19 protein-coding genes and 2 pseudogenes are annotated in these 20,111 nt (G+C 37.2%); 10 read left to right on the forward strand and 11 right to left on the reverse strand.

Going from position 1 to position 20,111, the window contains the following annotated elements:
* Window positions 1–99 precede the first annotated feature (99 nt).
* Window positions 100–1,881 (forward strand): annotated as a pseudogene (locus EKM66_RS02870) (oleate hydratase).
* Window positions 1,882–1,967: 86 nt separating this feature from the next.
* On the opposite strand, the gene EKM66_RS02875 reads toward EKM66_RS02870, so the two are convergent.
* The 5 genes from EKM66_RS02875 to EKM66_RS02895 are packed head-to-tail and all read right to left on the reverse strand — an operon-like array spanning window position 1,968 to window position 3,955.
* On the reverse strand, window positions 1,968–2,270 hold the full coding sequence (locus EKM66_RS02875) for a nucleoside triphosphate pyrophosphohydrolase (protein WP_125761507.1): 303 nt from the start codon (window positions 2,268–2,270) through the stop codon (window positions 1,968–1,970).
* Window positions 2,271–2,326: 56 nt separating this feature from the next.
* Entirely contained in the window at window positions 2,327–2,533 is a 207-nt protein-coding gene (locus tag EKM66_RS02880) for a helix-turn-helix domain-containing protein (RefSeq protein ID WP_125761509.1), read from the reverse strand.
* Entirely contained in the window at window positions 2,530–3,006 is a 477-nt protein-coding gene (locus EKM66_RS02885) for a DUF2975 domain-containing protein (RefSeq protein ID WP_125761511.1), read from the reverse strand. The genes EKM66_RS02880 and EKM66_RS02885 overlap by 4 nt, the downstream gene beginning before the upstream one ends.
* Entirely contained in the window at window positions 3,003–3,458 is a 456-nt protein-coding gene (locus EKM66_RS02890; protein ID WP_125761513.1) for a DUF2975 domain-containing protein, read from the reverse strand. The genes EKM66_RS02885 and EKM66_RS02890 overlap by 4 nt, the downstream gene beginning before the upstream one ends.
* 17 nt (window positions 3,459–3,475) lie before the next feature.
* Complete coding sequence (locus EKM66_RS02895) at window positions 3,476–3,955, reverse strand: DUF2975 domain-containing protein (protein ID WP_125761515.1); 480 nt, start codon at window positions 3,953–3,955, stop codon at window positions 3,476–3,478.
* 232 nt (window positions 3,956–4,187) lie between these two features.
* On the opposite strand from EKM66_RS02895, the gene EKM66_RS02900 reads away from it, so the two are divergent.
* Both EKM66_RS02900 and guaB read left to right on the forward strand, forming a co-directional pair.
* Window positions 4,188–4,541, forward strand: a complete 354-nt coding sequence (locus tag EKM66_RS02900; protein WP_125761517.1) for a hypothetical protein — start codon at window positions 4,188–4,190, stop codon at window positions 4,539–4,541.
* A gap of 152 nt (window positions 4,542–4,693) precedes the next feature.
* Window positions 4,694–6,172 (forward strand): IMP dehydrogenase, encoded by a 1,479-nt coding sequence (guaB, locus tag EKM66_RS02905; RefSeq protein WP_125761519.1) that lies wholly within the window; start codon window positions 4,694–4,696, stop codon window positions 6,170–6,172.
* Between the two features lie 68 nt (window positions 6,173–6,240).
* Here the strand turns inward: guaB and EKM66_RS02910 are convergent, their stop codons facing one another.
* Together EKM66_RS02910 and EKM66_RS02915 are read right to left on the reverse strand one after the other, a co-directional pair.
* Entirely contained in the window at window positions 6,241–6,747 is a 507-nt protein-coding gene (locus EKM66_RS02910; RefSeq protein ID WP_125761522.1) for a GtrA family protein, read from the reverse strand.
* A gap of 200 nt (window positions 6,748–6,947) precedes the next feature.
* Window positions 6,948–7,373 (reverse strand): MarR family winged helix-turn-helix transcriptional regulator, encoded by a 426-nt coding sequence (locus tag EKM66_RS02915; protein ID WP_125761524.1) that lies wholly within the window; start codon window positions 7,371–7,373, stop codon window positions 6,948–6,950.
* Window positions 7,374–7,586: 213 nt separating this feature from the next.
* On the opposite strand from EKM66_RS02915, the gene EKM66_RS02920 reads away from it, so the two are divergent.
* Both EKM66_RS02920 and EKM66_RS02925 read left to right on the forward strand, forming a co-directional pair.
* Window positions 7,587–8,135 (forward strand): GNAT family N-acetyltransferase, encoded by a 549-nt coding sequence (locus EKM66_RS02920; RefSeq protein ID WP_125761526.1) that lies wholly within the window; start codon window positions 7,587–7,589, stop codon window positions 8,133–8,135.
* An 85-nt stretch (window positions 8,136–8,220) separates the two neighbouring features.
* Window positions 8,221–9,273, forward strand: coding sequence for a Fic family protein (locus EKM66_RS02925; protein WP_125761528.1), 1,053 nt, complete (start codon window positions 8,221–8,223; stop codon window positions 9,271–9,273).
* Here EKM66_RS02925 and EKM66_RS02930 read toward each other — a convergent pair whose 3' ends face one another.
* Entirely contained in the window at window positions 9,274–10,671 is a 1,398-nt protein-coding gene (locus tag EKM66_RS02930; protein ID WP_125761530.1) for an amino acid permease, read from the reverse strand.
* Window positions 10,672–10,813: 142 nt separating this feature from the next.
* On the opposite strand from EKM66_RS02930, the gene EKM66_RS02935 reads away from it, so the two are divergent.
* The 3 genes and pseudogenes from EKM66_RS02935 to EKM66_RS02945 form a co-directional block, all read left to right on the forward strand.
* Window positions 10,814–11,986, forward strand: a complete 1,173-nt coding sequence (locus EKM66_RS02935) for a MalY/PatB family protein (protein ID WP_125761532.1) — start codon at window positions 10,814–10,816, stop codon at window positions 11,984–11,986.
* A gap of 390 nt (window positions 11,987–12,376) precedes the next feature.
* Window positions 12,377–13,714, forward strand: a complete 1,338-nt coding sequence (locus EKM66_RS02940; RefSeq protein WP_125761534.1) for an MFS transporter — start codon at window positions 12,377–12,379, stop codon at window positions 13,712–13,714.
* Between the two features lie 31 nt (window positions 13,715–13,745).
* Window positions 13,746–13,931 (forward strand): annotated as a pseudogene (locus tag EKM66_RS02945) (SDR family NAD(P)-dependent oxidoreductase); the annotation flags it as partial.
* A gap of 84 nt (window positions 13,932–14,015) precedes the next feature.
* Here the strand turns inward: EKM66_RS02945 and EKM66_RS02950 are convergent.
* Window positions 14,016–14,855, reverse strand: a complete 840-nt coding sequence (locus tag EKM66_RS02950; RefSeq protein WP_125761536.1) for a class I SAM-dependent methyltransferase — start codon at window positions 14,853–14,855, stop codon at window positions 14,016–14,018.
* A gap of 100 nt (window positions 14,856–14,955) precedes the next feature.
* Between EKM66_RS02950 and EKM66_RS02955 the strand changes: the two genes are divergently transcribed.
* Both EKM66_RS02955 and EKM66_RS02960 read left to right on the forward strand, forming a co-directional pair.
* A complete protein-coding gene (locus EKM66_RS02955) occupies window positions 14,956–15,522 on the forward strand; it encodes a M15 family metallopeptidase (RefSeq protein WP_125761538.1) in 567 nt (188 codons plus the stop codon).
* A 104-nt stretch (window positions 15,523–15,626) separates the two neighbouring features.
* Window positions 15,627–17,204: a cation:proton antiporter gene (locus tag EKM66_RS02960; protein WP_125761540.1), complete on the forward strand. Its 1,578-nt coding sequence runs from the start codon at window positions 15,627–15,629 to the stop codon at window positions 17,202–17,204.
* A 419-nt stretch (window positions 17,205–17,623) separates the two neighbouring features.
* Here EKM66_RS02960 and EKM66_RS02965 read toward each other — a convergent pair whose 3' ends face one another.
* Entirely contained in the window at window positions 17,624–18,562 is a 939-nt protein-coding gene (locus EKM66_RS02965; RefSeq protein ID WP_125761542.1) for an AEC family transporter, read from the reverse strand.
* A 64-nt stretch (window positions 18,563–18,626) separates the two neighbouring features.
* Entirely contained in the window at window positions 18,627–20,054 is a 1,428-nt protein-coding gene (locus EKM66_RS02970; RefSeq protein ID WP_125761544.1) for an amino acid permease, read from the reverse strand.
* Between the last annotated feature and the right edge of the window lie 57 nt (window positions 20,055–20,111).

The following is a 20,111-nucleotide window of genomic DNA, read 5'->3' on the forward strand; positions in this document are numbered from 1 at the left end:
TCTTTTTTTGTAAATTGTTTCAAAATGTAAACGGTATTATCTTAGATTCATGGCAGAAATAAAACGAAAGAAGGCCGTAACATGAACATTTATAAAACAATGTATCATCCACATAAACCAGCTGGGATCGATGATCGTAAGGCGAATATCGTTGGTGGAGGTATCGCTGGTCTAGCTACTGCAGTATTTTTGATCGACGATGCCAAAATACCAGCTAAGAATATTACAATTTATGAGAAGAAACCAGTTATGGGTAGCTCAATGGACGGAACTAAGAGTAATCAAGGTTATCTCTGCCGTGCCGAACGTGAACTTGAACCATATATGGAATGTCTCTGGTATCTATGTAGCAAAATTCCTTCACTTGAGAATGAGGGAAGAACTGTTCTTGACGATGTTGTTGACTTTAACCGTGATGAACCGATTCACACTGAAGCTCGTGTAATTGTTGACCAGGGTAAGATCGATGGTCACTATCATGAATACAAACTTGCTCCTCAATACGCTGCCGCAATGAGTAAGATCATTGCTTCATCTGAAGAAGAATTAGCTGACAAGAGCTTGGATGATTTCTTTGATAAGGGATTCTTCAAGACAAACTTCTGGGTTTGCTTCCACAGTCAACTAGCTTTTAAAGACTATCACAGTGTTATTTAATGTCGTCGTTACTGGCAAAGATTCACCTTTATTACTCGTCACGAATACCTCGAAGGATTCATTCATACAAAATATAACGAATATGACGCAATTATTCTTCCTATCGAGAGATTCTTGATCGACAAAGGTGTTAACTTTGTAAATAACTTTGCTGTATACGACTTGGCTTTGGATGACAAAAACGATACTGTTCAAGGAATTCTAGCTCGTCAAGACGGTGAAAAAGTCCAAGTACCTGTTGCCATGCAGGATCTAGTCTTTGTAACAACCGGCTCAATCAGTGAGAATAGTACATTCGGTGACAACAAGACTGTTGCTATTACTAACACTGATACTGAAGATATGGGAACATTCACGATTTGGAAGAATTTGGCCAATAAAGACGTCAAATTCGGCCACCCTGAGAAGTTCTTAGGACAAATTGATAAGACTAAGTGGATCTCATTCTTCCCAACAGTCAAAGGTTATCCTGAGTTCTTCAGACGTATCGAAGAATTATCTGGTAGCAAGGCTGGTACTGGTGGTTTGATGACATTCAGAGATTCTAACTGGGATATGTCATTTGAAATTCACCACAAACCATTCTTCCCATACCAAGCTGACGATGAAGAAGTTGGCTGGGGCTATGGACTATATGGTGAAAACGTCGGTAACTACATCAAGAAGCGTATGTGGGACTGTACCGGTGATGAGATCATGACAGAGCTCTTGTACCACCTAGGTATGTTGGATATTAAAGATGAGGTTCTGGCTCATACTTACATGTCCACGGCGATGATGCCTTACTGTACAAGTCAATTCATGCCTAGAAAACTTGGTGATCGTCCAAAGGTCGTTCCTGATGGATGTACAAACCTTGGATTACTAGGACAATTCGTTGAAATTGACGATGATGTTGTCTTCACAGTTGAAACTTCAGTACGTACTGGATTGGAAGCCGTCTATGAATTACTAGGAGTTGAAAAAGATGTCCTAGAAGTGAACCCTTCTCGCTATGATGTGCGTTATCTACTAGAACGTGTTAAGAGATTCAGAGGAATTACTGGCAAAGTCACAGAGGCTGATTTACCAGCAATCACTCCAGAATCAATTCCAGCTGTAACCCAACAGTTATTACACTTAGTAAATAATGTTCCACCATATTATCAAATGTACTTAGGACGCGATAAGACTATCCCTACAAAGGTCTCAGTATTGCACCCTAAGGCACCGCATAGTAAATAATTAGTGTCTATGATTTCTCCCTAAAATAATAAATATCTCCCAAAATCTGAAAAAGGAGATCGCAAATTTGCGGTCTCCTTTTGTAGTTAATCTTTAGTATTAATAACTATTTTTTGTTCAAACTTACCACGTTGCATAACTTTGGATTGGCGGATACTATCCATTTCTTCATAAGTAATTGAAGCATCCTCCAAAATTGCACGCATAACTTCTTCAAGATCCCCTAATTCTTCAACAAGGTTTGCGCGAGTTTCTGATGCTTGAACTTCTTTGGCCTCTTCTACTAATTTGTCGCGAAGCGACGTTCGATACTCATCGTTTGATAGAACGTCGAATTCTGCCTTGTCACCAGCGATGTCTGGTATCTTATCTCGAACTAATTTTTTCATATTGTATATCCCCCTAAAGAATAAGTATGTAAGAGGATTTTACCATAATTAGTGGTCTAGAGGTCTGATTTGTATTCCAGAATATCTCCTGGTTGACAGTCTAGAACCTGACAAATGGCTTCAAGAGTGGAGAAACGAATAGCCTTGGCCTTGCCGTTTTTGAGAATAGACAAGTTGGCCATTGTAACGCCGACTTCCTGAGAAAGCTCGGTCAGACTCATTTTCCTTTTTGCTAGCATAACGTCTAAATTAATTACTATCATATGAATAACTCGGTTTCTTTTTTAGAATTTATCAATCTTTGAGAGACTTTTTGTAGAACATGTACGAATATCCCCATCATTAAACCAAGCATAATTGTGAACATCTCTATTAAGACACCAATAGGGGAACAGTCGTCAGAAGTAAAGTCAACGAAAATTGGAAACATTATGGCATAGAGAAATGCAATTGTGTAGAACAAATCTTTAACGACTTTTAGTGAGAAGATACCCGGTTCTGAGAACAGCTGGTTGTGATCGATCAAATGTAGTAATCGCCATGCAAAATAAATAATTGCATAGGATAAAATACCTGATAAATACAGTCCAATTCCTAATAGAATCTTTTTAAACACTGGTATTTCAGGCTGTTTTCCAAGTGACATCATACTTGGAAATGTGTAGATACAAACAAGGGTAAGTAAAACGAATATTATGCAGAGTACAAATCGTAAGGGAATAGTTAGTTTTTTCATGATATTTCCTCCACACGTTGATTGATTCTTTGTAATAAATTAACGAATAGTCCTAGAGAAATTGCCAATACTATTACGAATATTTCGACCACAAAAGGTGCTGGAGCATTCTCAATATTTGCCAGAGCACCGAAGTCGAAGAACGCTAAGAAGTAAACCGCAGCGATGTAATAGAAGAAGTACTTGATAACTTTGAGTGCGAAAGCACTAGAATCAGAAAAACTTCTATGATGATCAACAAGATAGAGCAACCTCCAGGCAAATAAAATAATTCCGTAGGAACATATGGCGGATGAGAATAAAAAGAAGCCAAAACTGATTAGAACCGCCATACTTGCGTGGCTTTCATGCATCCAACTTAATAAGTAGGGGAAAAAGTAGAATGTGAAGTGGCTTAATATAGCAATAATCAAAATAAGGATCAATCTTAAAAGTATCGTTAGAATTCTCATTTTTAGTCCTCCGTTATTTAAATTGTTAAATCATTTTCGGATTTAATCTTGATAGCATGTTGCAGTAATTTTTCAAGAACACTGGCAAAGATTGCTATGACCAAAGGTGCACCAGCGAATACGGCACAAACGAGGATTACCCCAGGAGCATCGTCTCTATCCGCAAATGTGAAGAAGATAGGAAGTTCCAGAATATAAGTAACACATATTGAGTAAGCTAGAATTTTGATGCGTTTTAATGCTTGAACCGAAAGATCAGAGAAGGCTTTTTCATGATCAATAAAGCTCAGAAGTCTCAGTGCCTGCCATAAAACAGCAAAGAATAGGATCGCACTTAGGTACAGTCCAACTCCTAAGAGAACTGTGAAAGCTGGTATGTCGGGCATCAGATTATTAGCCCCGATTAGATAGTGGGGAATGACGATGATACAAAAAGCTCCCATAATAAGTGCCATAACATAAATAGTTATTCGTAAAAAGATAGTTTCCTTTTTCATTTTCGAAACACCTCATAATAATTTGTAAATTGAGTATAGCATATATTTATCGATAAACAATAAATAATTATCGAAAATAAATAAAAAAACAAAATTATCTGTTATGATAATTCTGCTAGATAGTTTTGGTTTGCCGCTTACGATTACGGAATATTTGAGCGTAAAAATTGATAAAAAAAACTTTAACGTGATACGATTAAAAAAATAATACAATACAAAGTAGTTGATGAGAATGAATAGGGTAAATATCGAATTATTCAAAATATATGGTGGACTCTTCTTATTAGTATTGACCGGAATTATTCTGGTATTAATTATTAACGACCTACTAAGAAGAAGAATGATTTTTGCGTGCAATTCCGTCTTAATAGATCATCATGAGATATCAAAAGTAGCGATGGATGATAGAACTGAAAGCTATTTGATAAAACATGGGAATCATAAGTTATATCGAATCAATGAATCGATTGAAAAAGATAAAGATATATTGAAATATCAACTTTGCTTAGAGAAACGTGCATTTGAATTTTACTTAAAAAAGCGAAATATCTGGAGCTATGATGTTGTCGCTGTGAAGATGGATTAGCTTATCGTTATAACGATAAGCTTTTTTATTTTAAATATTAACTTGTGAATACTGACCCGGTTTCATTGACTAACTTGTGAAAATCAGCTACCATGTTTATAAATTTTACCTATATAATATGGGGAAAACGAAAAAACACAGGAGGCTCATTCATGTCGGCATGGGAAACAAAATTTGATAAAAAGGGATTCACTTTTGATGACGTTTTATTGATACCTGCAGAAAGTCACGTTCTACCAAACGAGGTTGATCTATCTGTTCAATTGGCAAAGAACATCAAATTGAACACACCAATCTTAAGTGCAAGTATGGATACAGTTACAGAGGCACCAATGGCCATTGCTATGGCTCGTCAAGGTGGTCTGGGTGTTATTCACAAGAATATGTCTATCGAACAACAAGCAGACGAAGTTTTAAAAGTAAAACGTTCTGAAAACGGAGTTATTATTGATCCAATCTACTTAACTGTAGACGCTCCAGTAAGTGCAGCTGAGGATTTGATGCATACTTATCATATCAGCGGTGTACCAATTGTTTCTAATACCGAAGAATTAAAACTCGTAGGAATTATTACGAACCGTGACCTTCGCTTTATCAATGATTACTCAGTAAAAATTGATACTGTTATGACTCACGATGATTTGATCACAGCTCCAGTTGGTACTTCATTAGAAGATGCCGAAAAGATTTTGCAAAAATACAAGATTGAAAAACTTCCACTTATTGATGAAGATGGTCGCTTAGGTGGATTAGTAACAATTAAAGATATTGAAAAGGTTCAAGAATTTCCAAACGCTGCCAAGGATCAATATGGTCGTTTGCTTGTAGCAGCCGCAGTTGGTGTTACAAGTGATACATTTGATCGTGCTACTGCATTGCTTAATGCTGGCGCAGATGCAATTATTATTGATACTGCTCATGGTCATTCAGCTGGTGTTCTTCGCAAGATTTCAGAAATTCGTGAGAAGTTCCCAGATGCTACTTTGATTGCTGGTAATGTTGCTACAGCTGAAGGAACACGTGCATTGTATGATGCTGGTGTTGACGTTGTTAAAGTTGGTATCGGACCTGGTTCGATTTGTACAACAAGAATCGTTGCTGGTGTTGGTGTGCCTCAACTTACAGCTGTCTATGACGCTGCTAGTGTTGCTCATGAATATGGCAAGACAATTATCGCTGATGGTGGTATCAAGTATTCTGGTGATATGGTCAAAGCCTTAGCTGGTGGTGGTAACGCCGTTATGCTTGGTTCAATGTTAGCTGGTACTGACGAAGCACCTGGCGACTTTGAAATATTCCAAGGACGTCGTTTCAAGACTTACCGTGGTATGGGTAGTTTAGCTGCTATGTCACATGGTTCATCAGATCGTTACTTCCAAAGTGGTGTTAACGAAGCCAACAAGCTAGTTCCAGAAGGTATTGAAGGTAGAGTTGCTGCCAAAGGTGCTGTTGGCGATGTGATTTATCAAATGTTAGGTGGACTACGCTCAGGAATGGGCTATGTTGGTGCACATAACTTAACGGAACTACAAGATGCTCAATTCGTACAAATTTCAAATGCTGGATTAAAAGAATCACATCCACATGATGTTACTATTACAAAAGAAGCTCCTAACTATTCAGTACGTTAATTTACAAATTAAAAATGGTGAACAAACTTGGTAATTACCAAATTCGTTCACCATTTTTCTGTTTAAGCCTAATTTCTATTTTTGAAGATAAAGAACTTCGATAGAACATAGTTGCCGACGATTGCTAGAATCTGACCAACAATCTTTGATCCAGTACCATTGACACTGATAAGTGATATTCCGATCCAAAGTGTAGCTGATTCAATCAAGAAAGTTAGGATTCTAGTGCCGTAAAAGGCCAACATCTCTCTGAATGCAGTATTTGACTTGTGATGGAAGACGATGACACGATCGATCCAAAAGCCGACTTGAACTCCTAAGAACCAAGCAACAATATTAGCGAATTGATAATTAAGATGTAGTGTGTGATACAAAAGGAAAAACGTTCCAAAATTTACAACAACTGATAGTAATCCCCAAAGTAAATAGCGAACAGCTTCTTTCCCAGTGCTTTCCTCAATTACTGGTGTTTCTTCCGAATTAAAAACAGTTCCGGCATCGTTGATTCCCTCTGAAATATCATCGATAACTTTTGTTATTGAACTTTCCTCGTCAAGATTTGTTTTTTTATTCATGATAATTATTTCTCCCAAATTTTTAACCTATATTCTTATATTAAACCTTTTTGCTGGTTCCAGAACAAATCATAAGGTGAAAATTCAGTGCCTAACTTAAATTTACATCAATACTTATCAAAAATAGAGGCTGTAATCCAAAATCGGATTACAGCCTCTCGTCTACTTGAAAGTTGAGCATGTTTTACTCTACTTTCTAATTATTCACTAATTTCATTGTCCATTTTACGAAGTAACTTGAGTAGTTCTTTTGTTTCATCGGCAGATAGAGGTGCCACAACTTGGTTTTCAACTTCCGCAAACATATGACCAAGTTCTTTGATGACTGATGTTCCCATGTCAGTTAGGAAAATACGCTTGTTACGGTCGCTATGACGGTCCTTGCGTCTGATAACGTATCCGTCACGTACAAGGTTCTTCAACATACTAGAGACACTTGCATCTCTAATACTCAATGATTCAGCAATCTCGCGTTGAATCATTCCGGGATTTTTCTCGATCAGTTCCAAAGTTCTAGCTTGTTGAACAGTTAGGTCGTATTTGTTTGATTTTTCATTGAAAAGTCGTTGTTGGTTAAAAAGTATTGAATGTAATAAATAATTCGTTTCCTGGGCACTCTCGTCCATAGTATCCTCCGATGTTACATAATTAATTAAAGTATAGCATAAAGCCCGTCATAATAGCTTTTAAAAATTTAAGTTTCTTATAGTTAGATATTTAATCATTAAATGGTTGACAGTTAGTTCTTTTAGTATTATAACTTTATTTGTCGATAATTTAATTCTTAGATATCTAAGTGTTAAAAACTGAGATAAATAAAAAGTAAAGAAGTGAGAACAATGTTGTTACGTCATGCGGAAATGAAAGATTTACCACAAATTGAACAAATAATCTTGGATGGGAAGGCCCACCTGGCGGCCCAGAATATCAATCAATGGAGAGGACAATATCCGAATATGGATGTCTTAGTCCACGATATTAAGAACGGGTACAACTTTGTTCTGGCTGAAGGCGATGAAATCCTTGGGACTGTTTCAGCAATTCCTGGCCCAGACATGAGTTATCAAACACTTGATGGACAATGGTTGACTGAAGAAGGAGAATATATCGCACTTCATCGCGTAGCAGTATCTGCTAACCACCGCGGACAAGGTCTATCTACGAAGTTATTCAACGCTGTTCTAGATGAATTGTCACTTAACCCAACAATCAAAGGTATCCGTGTTGATACACATCAAGAGAACTTCGGCATGCAACACGTCATTAAGAAGTCAGGTTTCCAAGAAACAGGTTATGTGAAAGTATTGAACAGTAGTAATCCAGATCAAGTTTATAATATCGGCTATGAGAAGTTGAACTTACCAGTTTCACTTCCAATGGCAAACTAAAAAGAGACCGTAAGGTCTCTTTTTTTGGTATCATTTAGTTGTTTTCGGTATCATTTATAGTAAAATGATACCGAAAAGAGGGCAGATGATCTTGAAAAAATTTGATTATACTAGTTTAAATGGTTTGGTTATAAACAATGAAATTAACAATAAATTGAATCTGATTTATGAATTACACGGTAAATTATCAAATATTACAATTAATTTCCAATCGATTTTGGACCATCTCGTTGATATTGCCAAAGTACAAAGTATAGATACATCTAATAGAATTGAAGGTATATATACAACTGATAGTAGGCTTAAAAAAATAGTTGAAGATAAAACAAAACCACACAATAGAAGTGAAGCGGAAATTACTGGTTATCGTGATGTATTAGAATTGATACATGAAAATTTTCAATACATACCTATTAGCAAGAATTCTATTCTGACACTCCATAAGCAACTGTTTAATTACACTGATAGTACCTGGGGTGGAAAATTTAAAGATTCTGATAATCAAATAATTACACAATATGTCGACGGAAATAAAGAGGTTAGATTCACACCGCCTTCTGCACATATGACACCTTCGTTGATTGAAGAGTTATGTGATGAGTACAATAATGCAATAATTGAAGGCAATATATCTCCTATACTATTAACTAGTGTATTTATTTTTGATTTTGTTTCTATTCACCCCTTCAATGACGGTAATGGCAGAATGTCCCGTTTATTGATGTTACTTACAATGTACAAGAATGATTTTGACGTTGGTAAATATGTAAGTATTGAACAACTAATTGAGAAGACAAAGGACAAATATTATTTATCTCTAAAAAATAGCTCAATAAAGTGGATGGAAAATGGGAATGATTATACTCCGTTCGTTAATTACTTTTTAAGCATTGTTTTGCAGGCCTATCGTAATTTAGATGAAAGAATAAATATTATAGAAAAAATTCCTGATTCAGCTAGTGATTTGATTTTGCATTACCTTCAAGATGAATTAAAACCATTATCAAAAAAAGAGCTGACAGAGTTAATCCCTCAGTATAGTGAGATTACTATAAAACGTGCTTTAGCAGATTTACGCAAACAATCTTTAATAAAAATTGTAGGAAAGGGCAGGTCATCTAAGTATGTTTTGAACTAATTATTTATGCTTCTTAACCAAACTATGCCAATAACCATAACCGAAGTATATTACCAAGCCAATTCCAGTCCAGATGGCGTACATGTGCCATGTGAATGTTTGAAGTTGTGTCATCAGGTAGATGCAGGCGAAGAATGAAATCAGTGGGAAAATTGGATATAGAGGAACTTTGAAGGCTGGTTTCAAATCACGCGTATTTTTACCATGACGCAAGAAGATAACACCGATTGAGGTTGAAGCAAATGCCAAGAGAGTTCCAATATTTACTAACTCGGTAATCTTATCAATTGGCAATACAGCGGCCGCAATTGCTGCCACTAATCCAACCAACAATGTACTGTTGGCGGGGATACTATTTTTGTTGACGGACTTGAAACTCTTGGGAAGCAGTCCATCACGACTGAATGAATAGATCAGACGTGTTCCACCGTACATGATAACTAGTAAGACAGTCGTCATACCCATCACTGCACCTAATGAAATGATACCAGATGCCCAATTTTGATTAAGAAGGTTGAGAGCGTGTGCCACCGGATCAGCGACGTTTAGTTGCTTGTAGTTAACGGCACCGACTAGAACGAATGAAACTAGGCTATAGAGGATGGCAACAATCAGTAGTGAAGCAATGATACCGATTGGCATATTCTTCTTAGGATCTTTAACTTCCTCACTGGCAGTCGATACGACATCGAATCCCAAGAATGCATAGAAGGCAACTGACGCTCCTTTACCAATACCGCTCCAACCAAATGGTAATAATGGATTATAGTTTTCAGGTTTAACGAAGAAGGCAGCGACAACGACGAACAATAGGATCACGAATATTTTGACATACACCATAATGGCGTTGATGCGAGTAGATTCTGTCATCCCCTGCAAAAGCAGAACGGTTGCGAGTAAAACAATCACGAATGCAATGACATCGAATCTACCTTGGGCATTGCCGTTAGTATGTGCAGCTGATTGGAGCGCTTTGGGGAGAGTTATTCCGAATCCAGCTAGTAAGTTGCGAAAGTACGCTGACCAGCTGACAGCCGTCGAGGCGGCCGCAAAGAGGTATTCCGATACCAAGGACCAACCAACTATCCAAGCAACTATTTCTCCATAGACAGAATATGAGTAAGTGTAAGCACTACCGGCAAGAGGAATCGTTGAAGCAAATTCTGAATAACAGAAGGCTGCCCCAATACAGACTACGGCCGCAAAAAGATACGTGAAAATAACTCCGGGACCAGCATAGTTAGCTGCAATAATACCAGGAGTGATGAAGATACCAGACCCGACAATGACACCGACTCCCATGATAACCAAGTCCTTGGCACTCAAAGTTCTGGTTAAAATGGTATCTTTATTCTCTAAATCACTGATAACGTCTTTTTTTCTAAAAAGTGACGGCATATAGTCAAATCTCCCAATTATTTTAATTAATTTCTAATCGTATTAGTATAATATAGATTCACATACTATAGAAGTTTTTGAACCAACTTTTTTTGGATCAAAGTTATAATATTTGAGTTAATGAATATTGAGGGGTGAAATTATGTCATACGATTTTGATAAGGAATATGATCGTCGTAACACAAATTCTGAAAAGTGGGATGTAAAAGAAAATGAGCTTCCCATGTGGATAGCTGATATGGATTTCCAAACAGCTCCGGAAATTTTGGAAGCTATGCATAAGTCAATTGACGGTGGAATCTTTGGTTATCAATTTGTTCCAGATAAGTATTATGAAGCAGTAGAAAATTGGTTTGAAAAGGAACATAACTTCAAACCAAACAAGGATTGGATGGTCTTCAGTACTGGGGTTATGCCATCTATTTCGGCAGTTATTCGTCATCTGACAGATGTTGGTGACAATATCTTGTTGCAAGAACCTAACTATAATTCTTTCTATAAGGCAATCGAGAGCAATGGCCGCAATGTCACAAATAGTGAATTGACCTATGAAGATGATACTTACAAAGTTAATTGGAAAGACTTGGAAGAAAAATTATCAGATCCACAAACGACTGTTATGATCGTCTGCAATCCGCATAATCCAAAAGGCCACATTTGGGATGCTGAAACATTAACGAAAATCGGTCAATTGGCTAAGAAACATAACGTTATGATTATTTCTGATGAGATTCACGGTGATCTGTCAATGCCAGGATGTGAATATATTCCGTTCGCATCATTAGATGCATCAATTACAGACAACAGTATTTCATTAGTTTCACCAACTAAGACCTTTAATTTGGCAATGTTGCACGCATCAACATTGTTTGTGCCAAATGAAAATTTGCGTGCTAGAGTTCAGCGAGCTATTTCAATTGATGGTCACAATGAACCTGGTATTCTGGCTATTGATGGTACAATTGCTGCTTATACAAAAGGACATGCTTGGTTGAAGGAATTGAAACAATATATTTGTGATAACCGCAAGTTGTTGTCAGATTATGTGGATAAAAATATCCCTGAATTGTCAGTTTTGAAGAGTAATGCAACTTACTTGGCATGGATCGACTGTACTAATGTTACTGATGATTCAGCTGAATTAAGCAGCTTCATTCGTAAAGAAACCGGTTTGTACTTGGCTGAAGGTACTAAGTATCGTGGCAACGGCGGCGAGTTCTTACGTATGAACTTGGCTACTAACAAGAGCCGTGTTGAAGATGGATTAAGTCGCTTGGAACGCGGTGTTCATGCTTATATGGATAGTAAGAAATAATATGAACTAGCTTGTGTAAAGTATTATTGTTTCCAGAATTGAGAATATTTGTTTGTCGTTGTTAAAAAAGTAATATAATTTTTTTGATTTTCCATATAGGAGTTGTGCTTTACTTGATGGTGTTACAACAAGTAAGGCACATTTTTTTTACTTGTAAATGTAACTTAAGAATTCAATTAAGTATAAAGAGAATCAAAATTTTCGTGTTATTCAAAGCAGTTTAAATACTATTTAAGCTTAATATTTTAGGTTCTGGAAACAAACAACTGCAGCACCTCACCTTCTTTGAAGTATACATCAAACGTATACTGGTATTCTAATTCGGTAATTTTCAAACATTTAAGTGTGTCTTATGATTGGTTCATTCGTTTGGAAGGCATAGGTTTTGTAATGAATCAAAATAAAGAAAAATTTGGTATTGTTTTACCGATTATTTTATTAAGTTACTTCATGATACTTTTGGATAACTCGATTGTTTTTACTAGTACTGTGAAAATAGCCACGGATCTTCACTTAAATGCTCAGACACTGGCATGGGTCAGTAGTGCGTATACTTTAACTTTTGGTGGATTTCAATTGTTCGGAGGTCGTATTGGCGATGTCTATGGTCGTAAAAGAGTATTCTTAATTGGATTGTTGTTGTTTTCCTTTGGATCATTGATGGTTGGGTTATCTACTAATGCACCGATGATTATATCGATGAGAGCTTTCCAAGGGATTGGTTCTGCTATCTTGGCACCTACCACATTGGCTCTCTTATTAGATAACTATCAAGGAACAATGCGAACTAGAGCAATTGCTGCTTATGGTGCAACGGCTGGAATCGGTGCTAGTTTTGGAATGATACTTGGGGGAGTAATCACTAGCATGTTCTCTTGGCGGTATGGTTTTTTCTTAAATGTTCCAGTTGGATTGCTGATGTTTTTCATGACAATATGTTTTGTTAAAGATAATGAAAACAAGAGTAATAATAGCCTGGATATAATTGGTACATTATTATCAGTGCTAGGCTTATCAGCATTTGTTTATAGTATTGATGGAACTTCATATCAGTTGTTAGCTTTAATAGCTGCTATTGTTGCATTGGGATTATTTATACATGTTGAAAAAGTAGTTGAGAGTCCGATTATGCCGTTACGATTGTTTTCCGATAGACGACGCAACAGTGCATACGTTTCCCGATTCTTCTTTATTGGTGCAGCGTTTGCGTATTTTTTTGTAACCACACAGGCGTTACAGCATATTTATGGATTTACACCTTTAATGACCGGTCTAGCATTTTTGCCAGCAACTATTCCGCAGTTCTTTAGCGCACTGCAAGTTTCAAGGTTGTCTAACAAAATTGGTAATGCACGCTTGATTGTTATTGCGGTTGTATTTGTTACAGTAGGTATTTTTATGACTGTTGTTTTAGGCTTGGATCGAGGATATTGGATATCTATTGCTGGTCCGATGGTTATATTTGGCATTGGGCAGGGTTTGGTTATTAGTCCACTGACAGTAGAAGGTGTAGCTAATACTGATCCTGAAATTGCCGGCGCTGCTTCTGGTGTCGTCAATACGGTTCATCAGATTGGACAGTCCGTTGGGATTGCAACTGTTGTCGCTCTTACCAGTGGCGTACACAACTTTTCAGCAAGTTATATTGATCAGTTAATTATTATTACACTTATTTCAGGATTAAGTTTTATTGCTGCATTGTTCTTACAAAGTAGTCGTCGTCAATAATATGGGGATTTTTCAGCCCATGGATTATCACGATATTGACGATGAGACTTGGGAAAAGGACTTCATGAAGAATCATCGCTCTCGTTCACAAATCCAACGCTTGATTCGTCCAGAGAAAATTGGCCGTTTCACAGCCTTTGTAGCGAGTCCTGATTCATCATCGTTTTCAGAAGAAGCTTTACGAGTTGACGGCGGATTGGTTCCAACTATTTTTTAAACTGAGTTGAATTATATTAAACATTCGTAAATAAAATACAGTCAGTAATTTAGTTGGATTACTGACTGTATTTATATATGATTGTTATTTGATTTTTTTAGCCACTATCGCAAAAGTTAGTGGGATTTGTGGGGCATCTTTTGGAAGTACATAACCGTCGTCAGTTTGGACAAGGTTGGATAGTGCTTGCCATTCAGTCTTAGGATATTCACCCAAGAATTCAATATTCAATCCAGCGTTTAATAAGGCAGAAGTGATTTCTTGGAAGTCGTGATTCCAATTGTGATTTTTAGTGTGTGTTATTTTTGGACCAACATTATCAGTATATGATTCGTCACTTTCGTATGTATCAACGTTTGTGTTGAAGTAGTTGGCGGTAATGTTCATGGATTCAAAGTTTAGAGCGGAAAGAATTGGATGATCATCGCGAATCATGAAGGTTCCACCGTCTTTTAATAATTCGTAGATGGAATTGGCCCAGTCTTGTAAATCAGGCAGCCATGTGATGGTTCCAATACTGGTGACGACAACGTCAAATTTGTCAGAAATTTTACTTGAAGCAAATCGGGCGTCTCCTTTTACATATGTTATATCGGCCTGAGCCTGTTCGGCAATATGTCTGGCATAATGTAAAGAGTTTTCTGAAAAATCTAATCCAAAGGTTTTCTTCGAACCGAGACGTTTCCACGATAGAGTGTCCGTTCCAATGTGACATTGAAGATGTAGTAAGTCCAGACCGGAGATGCTCTGATTAGGCAGAAATGGTTTGAGTACATCGTAGTCGTGTTTAACTACTGTTGAAATCTCAGATTTGTTTTTGATTAAATTATCAACATCATAAAACTTGGATTTTACATGCACTTCAGCACGGTCATTCCAGTTCTCCTGATTGTCGATTATGTCTTGATTAATATCTTCTTTCATATTTGATTCACCCCTTTTGTTACTGAAATAGTATCAGAGATTATGGGATAATTAAAACTATATTCGATATAACGATATTAATATCTAATGGAGGTGCCACATGTCAAAAATTAACGATAGTTTTATAAACGTTCAAGCACTTGATGCCAGTATTATTGTTGATCTGCGCTACGCCACTACTAATAACTTTACTGGACAAATCATTTACGATTTCACTACAGCAATTGCGAGAACAAAAACCGCTCAAAAATTGGCAAAAGCCAATCGAACGTTGAGAAACCAAGGGTATCGGATTAAGGTTTGGGATGCATATCGCCCAATCTCAGCCCAAGAACGATTGTTTGAAGTATATCCAGATCCAGAATTTGTTGCGAAGCCAAATCCTAACTTTTCACATCAAAAGGGCGTTACTTTCGATGTGACGTTATGTGATTTAAACGGTAATGAAATGAATATGCCGACAAAGTTTGATGATTTTTCAGAGATGGCACATCGTAAGTCACAATGGAATTCTGAACAAGAACATAATTACCAAGTATTAAATATGGCGATGCATAAGGCCGGGTTTGTAGGATATGAAAACGAATGGTGGGATTATCGTGACAGTGAAATGGATGCTTACGCTCCAGCTAGTGCTGATCCTAATGAGTACGAAATAACTAATTAATTGACAAAATTTTTTTTCTAATATAATCTCAGTGATAACTAGTGGATGCAGCTTTTTTCTTGGCGAAGAAGCTGTGTCTTTTTAATTTTGAGGGGGAGATACAAATGGGACTGTATATTTCAGCAGTTGTTATTTTGGTGCTAGTAGCGATTAGTAATTTAGCTGCCAAATTTATTAAAGTAATACCTAGAACGTATATCAATTTACTTATGGGTATCATTTTTGCATGCATTCCCCTCATAAATACTCTTGTAATAGGATTTGATTCTGAATTCTTCATGGCTTTTATCATTGCGCCATTATTGTTCTTCGATGGACAACAAACGAGAAGTTTCTTAGTTCAGCGTAAGTTTAAAGAGATATTAGGAACGGCAATCGTCTTGGCATTAATTTCAGCGATTGTTGGCTTGTTTGCGGTCAATCGAATATTTGATATTGGTTTACCTCTGGCATTGATCATGATTGCTATTAGTACACCAACTGATGCAACGGCACTAGATTCTGTACGTGAAGGACGAGATGTTCCCAAACGAACCGAAGTGATTTTGAAAATGGAATCATTATTTAATGATGCTTCGGGAATTATCTTATTACAAGCGGCAGTCTTATGGTTCAAAACTGGTGAATTATCATATACCAAGAACTTCGGTGACTTCTTGATCTCAGCAGTTGGTGGAGTAATTCTAGGTGCCGGCGTAGCGTTCATAACGATGATTCTTCGTCAAATGATTATCCGTAGTCGTTGGAATGAAACGTCATCACATTTAATAATTTATTTTGCGACACCGATATTGATCTATTTAATAGCAGAGCATATCGAACTATCAGGAATTATTGCAGTAGTTAGTGCGGGATTGATATTTAATGGTGAAATGAGCCGAAGTAGATTTTCTATTCCACGTTATTTAAGCTTTTTCAACCAAACTGTGAGCTTTATTGGTGGAGCCTTGAACAGTTATGTGTTCGTTGTTCTAGGTATCTCAATTGCAAGAATTGTTACCGATCAGCGTGAGGAAATGACTTCGACGCTAGAATGGCTCTGGATTGGCGTTATCATCTATGTTGTTTCAACGACAATCAGATATCTATATGCTAGATTCCTGTCGAAGAATTCACGAATGGAAGCAGTAACCTTCGCATTCGGTGGGGTACACGGTGCCGTCACATTAGCGTTGGCATTTTCACTTGCAGGAATGGGGATCACTGGAACTAACTTTGATTTGATTTTACTGACAGAAGCAGTTGTCATTATTTTGAGCATGCTGGTACCAACAATACTATTCAAATTCATCTTGAATCCCATTCTTGATGAAGACGATATTCGGGTTAAGTCACAGCACGTACGTGAAAAAATGGTCGGTGTTGGGATCAATTATGTTCATGATTTGGAAATATCTCCGGCAGTAAAAGAGAGCGTTACATTTGATTTGTTGGACCAGACTAGAAAAACAACGGTTAAAGAATTTCTCAAGCAGTGGCGTGGCATTAATAATAAACGTTATGTTTTCACCGGATTTCAGGCTGTTGAAGAGCGCCAGATTTTGATGAATGCTTTTGAAAAAGAACGTGAATTTCTTTATGAGTTACTAGATGGTGTGGCTTTGAATGAGGCGCAGTATATTTATGATGTTTACAGTGAGTTATTGATATCTGAGTCGTTGGTGCTTGATTATTACGAGTAATTATCTCCTATTCGCCTCCAGTCCAAATATATAAGTCTACTGTGGGATCGACCTTAGCCAAAAGATGGTCTAAGGTCTCGATTTTGAACTTCCGGCTATTTTGTATCTGTGTACTTAATTTAGGTTGGAATATTTTATTGAATGTAATTTTATAGCTATGTTCTATTGCTGAATTAATTATATATAGTTTCCAATAGCGTGTAATAGAGCTGGAGGGTACGAAATTTTTATCAGCCGTGAAGATGGCGAAGCCACAGGACGAGTTTTAAGATTTGCGAAGCAAAGCTTAAAATCGAGGTGAGAGACCTCGGCTCGAACCGGTCCCACGGCAGATAAAATATTTCGTAACCGGAAGCGGCAAGACAAACAAAACAACAAAACGGGCGTTACTATTATTTGAAATAGTAACGCCCGTTGCATTATTTAATTATCATCATTAATACTGGAACTACGAACAAACTTAGAATGGTCGTCTCTGTAACCATAATAGCGGCATAATTGGAATCCGCGTGATATAGTTTGGCAACAACTGGTGCATTTGTCATAACTGGCATGGCAGCTTGAATGATGAAGACTTGTTTCATCAAAGCTGGTCCGGGAATGAAGAGGAAGAGGGCACTCATAAGTAGTGGAGCACAGATGAATCTTCCAAATAAGACGCCGACATTTTCCTTGTGAAGTTTAACGTTAGTCAATCCAGCATTAGAAATTGAAATACCAATGAAGATCATTGATAGTGGAATTGTCATATTACCAATATATTGGAAGTCTGACATTAAGAAGTTAGGTAATTGAATGTGAAGTACAACTAAAAGTAAACCGATGATGAATCCTAACAATGGTGGTGAGAATAGTTTACCTAGAGTTGTTTTCCAATTGAACGAGCCCTTTTTTTCACCATCTACTTGGATTAAGTAAGTTCCAAGTGTCCAGAAGAAAGTTGTGTTAGCCATGTAGTAAACCAATACGTATGGCAAACTTTCTGGTCCAAATAATGCCATGTTTACTGGCAGTCCAACAAAGACAGTATTTGAATTGAAAAACATCGATGAAAATAGTCCTTGGTGATCTTTGTCGATATGTAATATTTTGATCATTATGACTGAGATACCAATTAAAATGGTCATCGATAAACAAGGGATAACCAGATTAGGTAGTAATTTAATCAGTTTTGCCGCCGTAAAGTCATGTGTGATCGTGTAGATCATGTAGGCAGGTAGCGCCACTTGTGTAACAACTTTAGCAATCAATTTGGTTGAGTCATCTGAGAACCAACCTTTTTGTGCTAAAAAGTAGCCTACTGCAATTAGAACGATAATTATTAGAATTCCTTGAACACTTTGAAAAAATACTCCCATATAGATTGCCTCTTTAAAAAATATATGTGTTTAATCTTACACCATTTACCATGTTGTGTGAAAACTAATCTTCTATAGTATCGGTATTTTCATTGTCTTCTGAATTTGTTTCAGAAACCTTTGCCTTATCAATTTTGTGCTCCCTGATAAAGTAGATCAATGTCATAACCACAAGGAATACTACACCAACTAATAATGAAACGGTAGTTTCCGGATTGAGGAACATGAAGAACAAAATGACTAATAATGAAGCAATGGCAAGATAGTTGCTTAGTGGATAAAACGGCATTTTGAAGGGATGTTCAGCCATGTGTTGAGCATTTACCTTTCGGAACTTCAATTCACTAAATAAAATAACGAACCAAGGGACCATACCAGGCAGAACGCTAGAGCTGTATACGATGACGAAGATATTGCTTGATGTGTGGAACAATACTGGTAATGCGTAGTTTAAAACTAGACCAATCAGAATACCTACAGACATAACGATTACGGGTAGATATGGGACGTTATGGCGTGATAACTTAGTGAAGGACTTAGGAATACGATTTTCTAGACCTAATGTATATAACATACGGCTAGAACTGAAGATTCCTGAATTACATCCTGATAGTGCAGCTGTCAGAACAACAAAGTTGATGATCTCAGCCGCAAAAGTGATCCCAAACTTGGCAAATGTCTCAGTAAAAGGAGAGCCAATCGTTCCAAGCTGATTCCAAGGATAAATTGAAACAATTACAAAAATTGCTCCGATGTAAAAAATCAGGATTCTACCGACGATTGAACGGATAGCGTGAGTGATCGTCTCTTGGGGATTCTCGGCTTCACCAGCCGTAATACCGATTACTTCGATACCTTGATATGAAGCTACTACGATAGACAAGGCGAAGATGAATCCTTTGAGGCCACCAGTGAAGAATCCACCATGTGCCCAGAGATTACTGAATCCAACAGGTTGTCCGTGATTTCCTAATCCAAATAGTATTACTAATAATCCCAAAACAATCATGAATATAATAGTAACAACTTTGATAAGTGAGAACCAAAATTCCAATTCACCATAGGCTTTAACAGAGGTGAGATTAGCAATACAAAGAGTCACAACAACGATGACGCCAACGATCCATTGCGGTGCGTTCGGCCACCAGAAACTAAGGTAGGTACCAACAGCGATAACTTCACTGATACCAACGACTAGCCATTGAAATACATTGCTCCAAGCTGTTAAATATCCAACAACTGGATGGATATACTCTGAACCGAATTTGGCAAATGAACCTGTCGATGGATCGACATAGAGCATCTCACCTAGGGCACGCATGACCATGTATAGGATCAGTCCGGCTAATCCGTACGCTAGAAGGACCGAAGGACCGGTCCACTTGATAGTCGATGCTGAACCCATAAATAGTCCAACTCCAATAGTTCCCCCGAGAGCAATCATCTGCATTTGGCGAGATGATAAACTCCGTTTTAGTTTTTCCTCTTTCATTGTTGTCCACCCTTCATAAACATATGTCGAATTAATGTGTTTTAATAATACTATATA

This window comes from Companilactobacillus hulinensis (genome assembly GCF_003946555.1).
Lineage (GTDB): Bacteria > Bacillota > Bacilli > Lactobacillales > Lactobacillaceae > Companilactobacillus > Companilactobacillus hulinensis.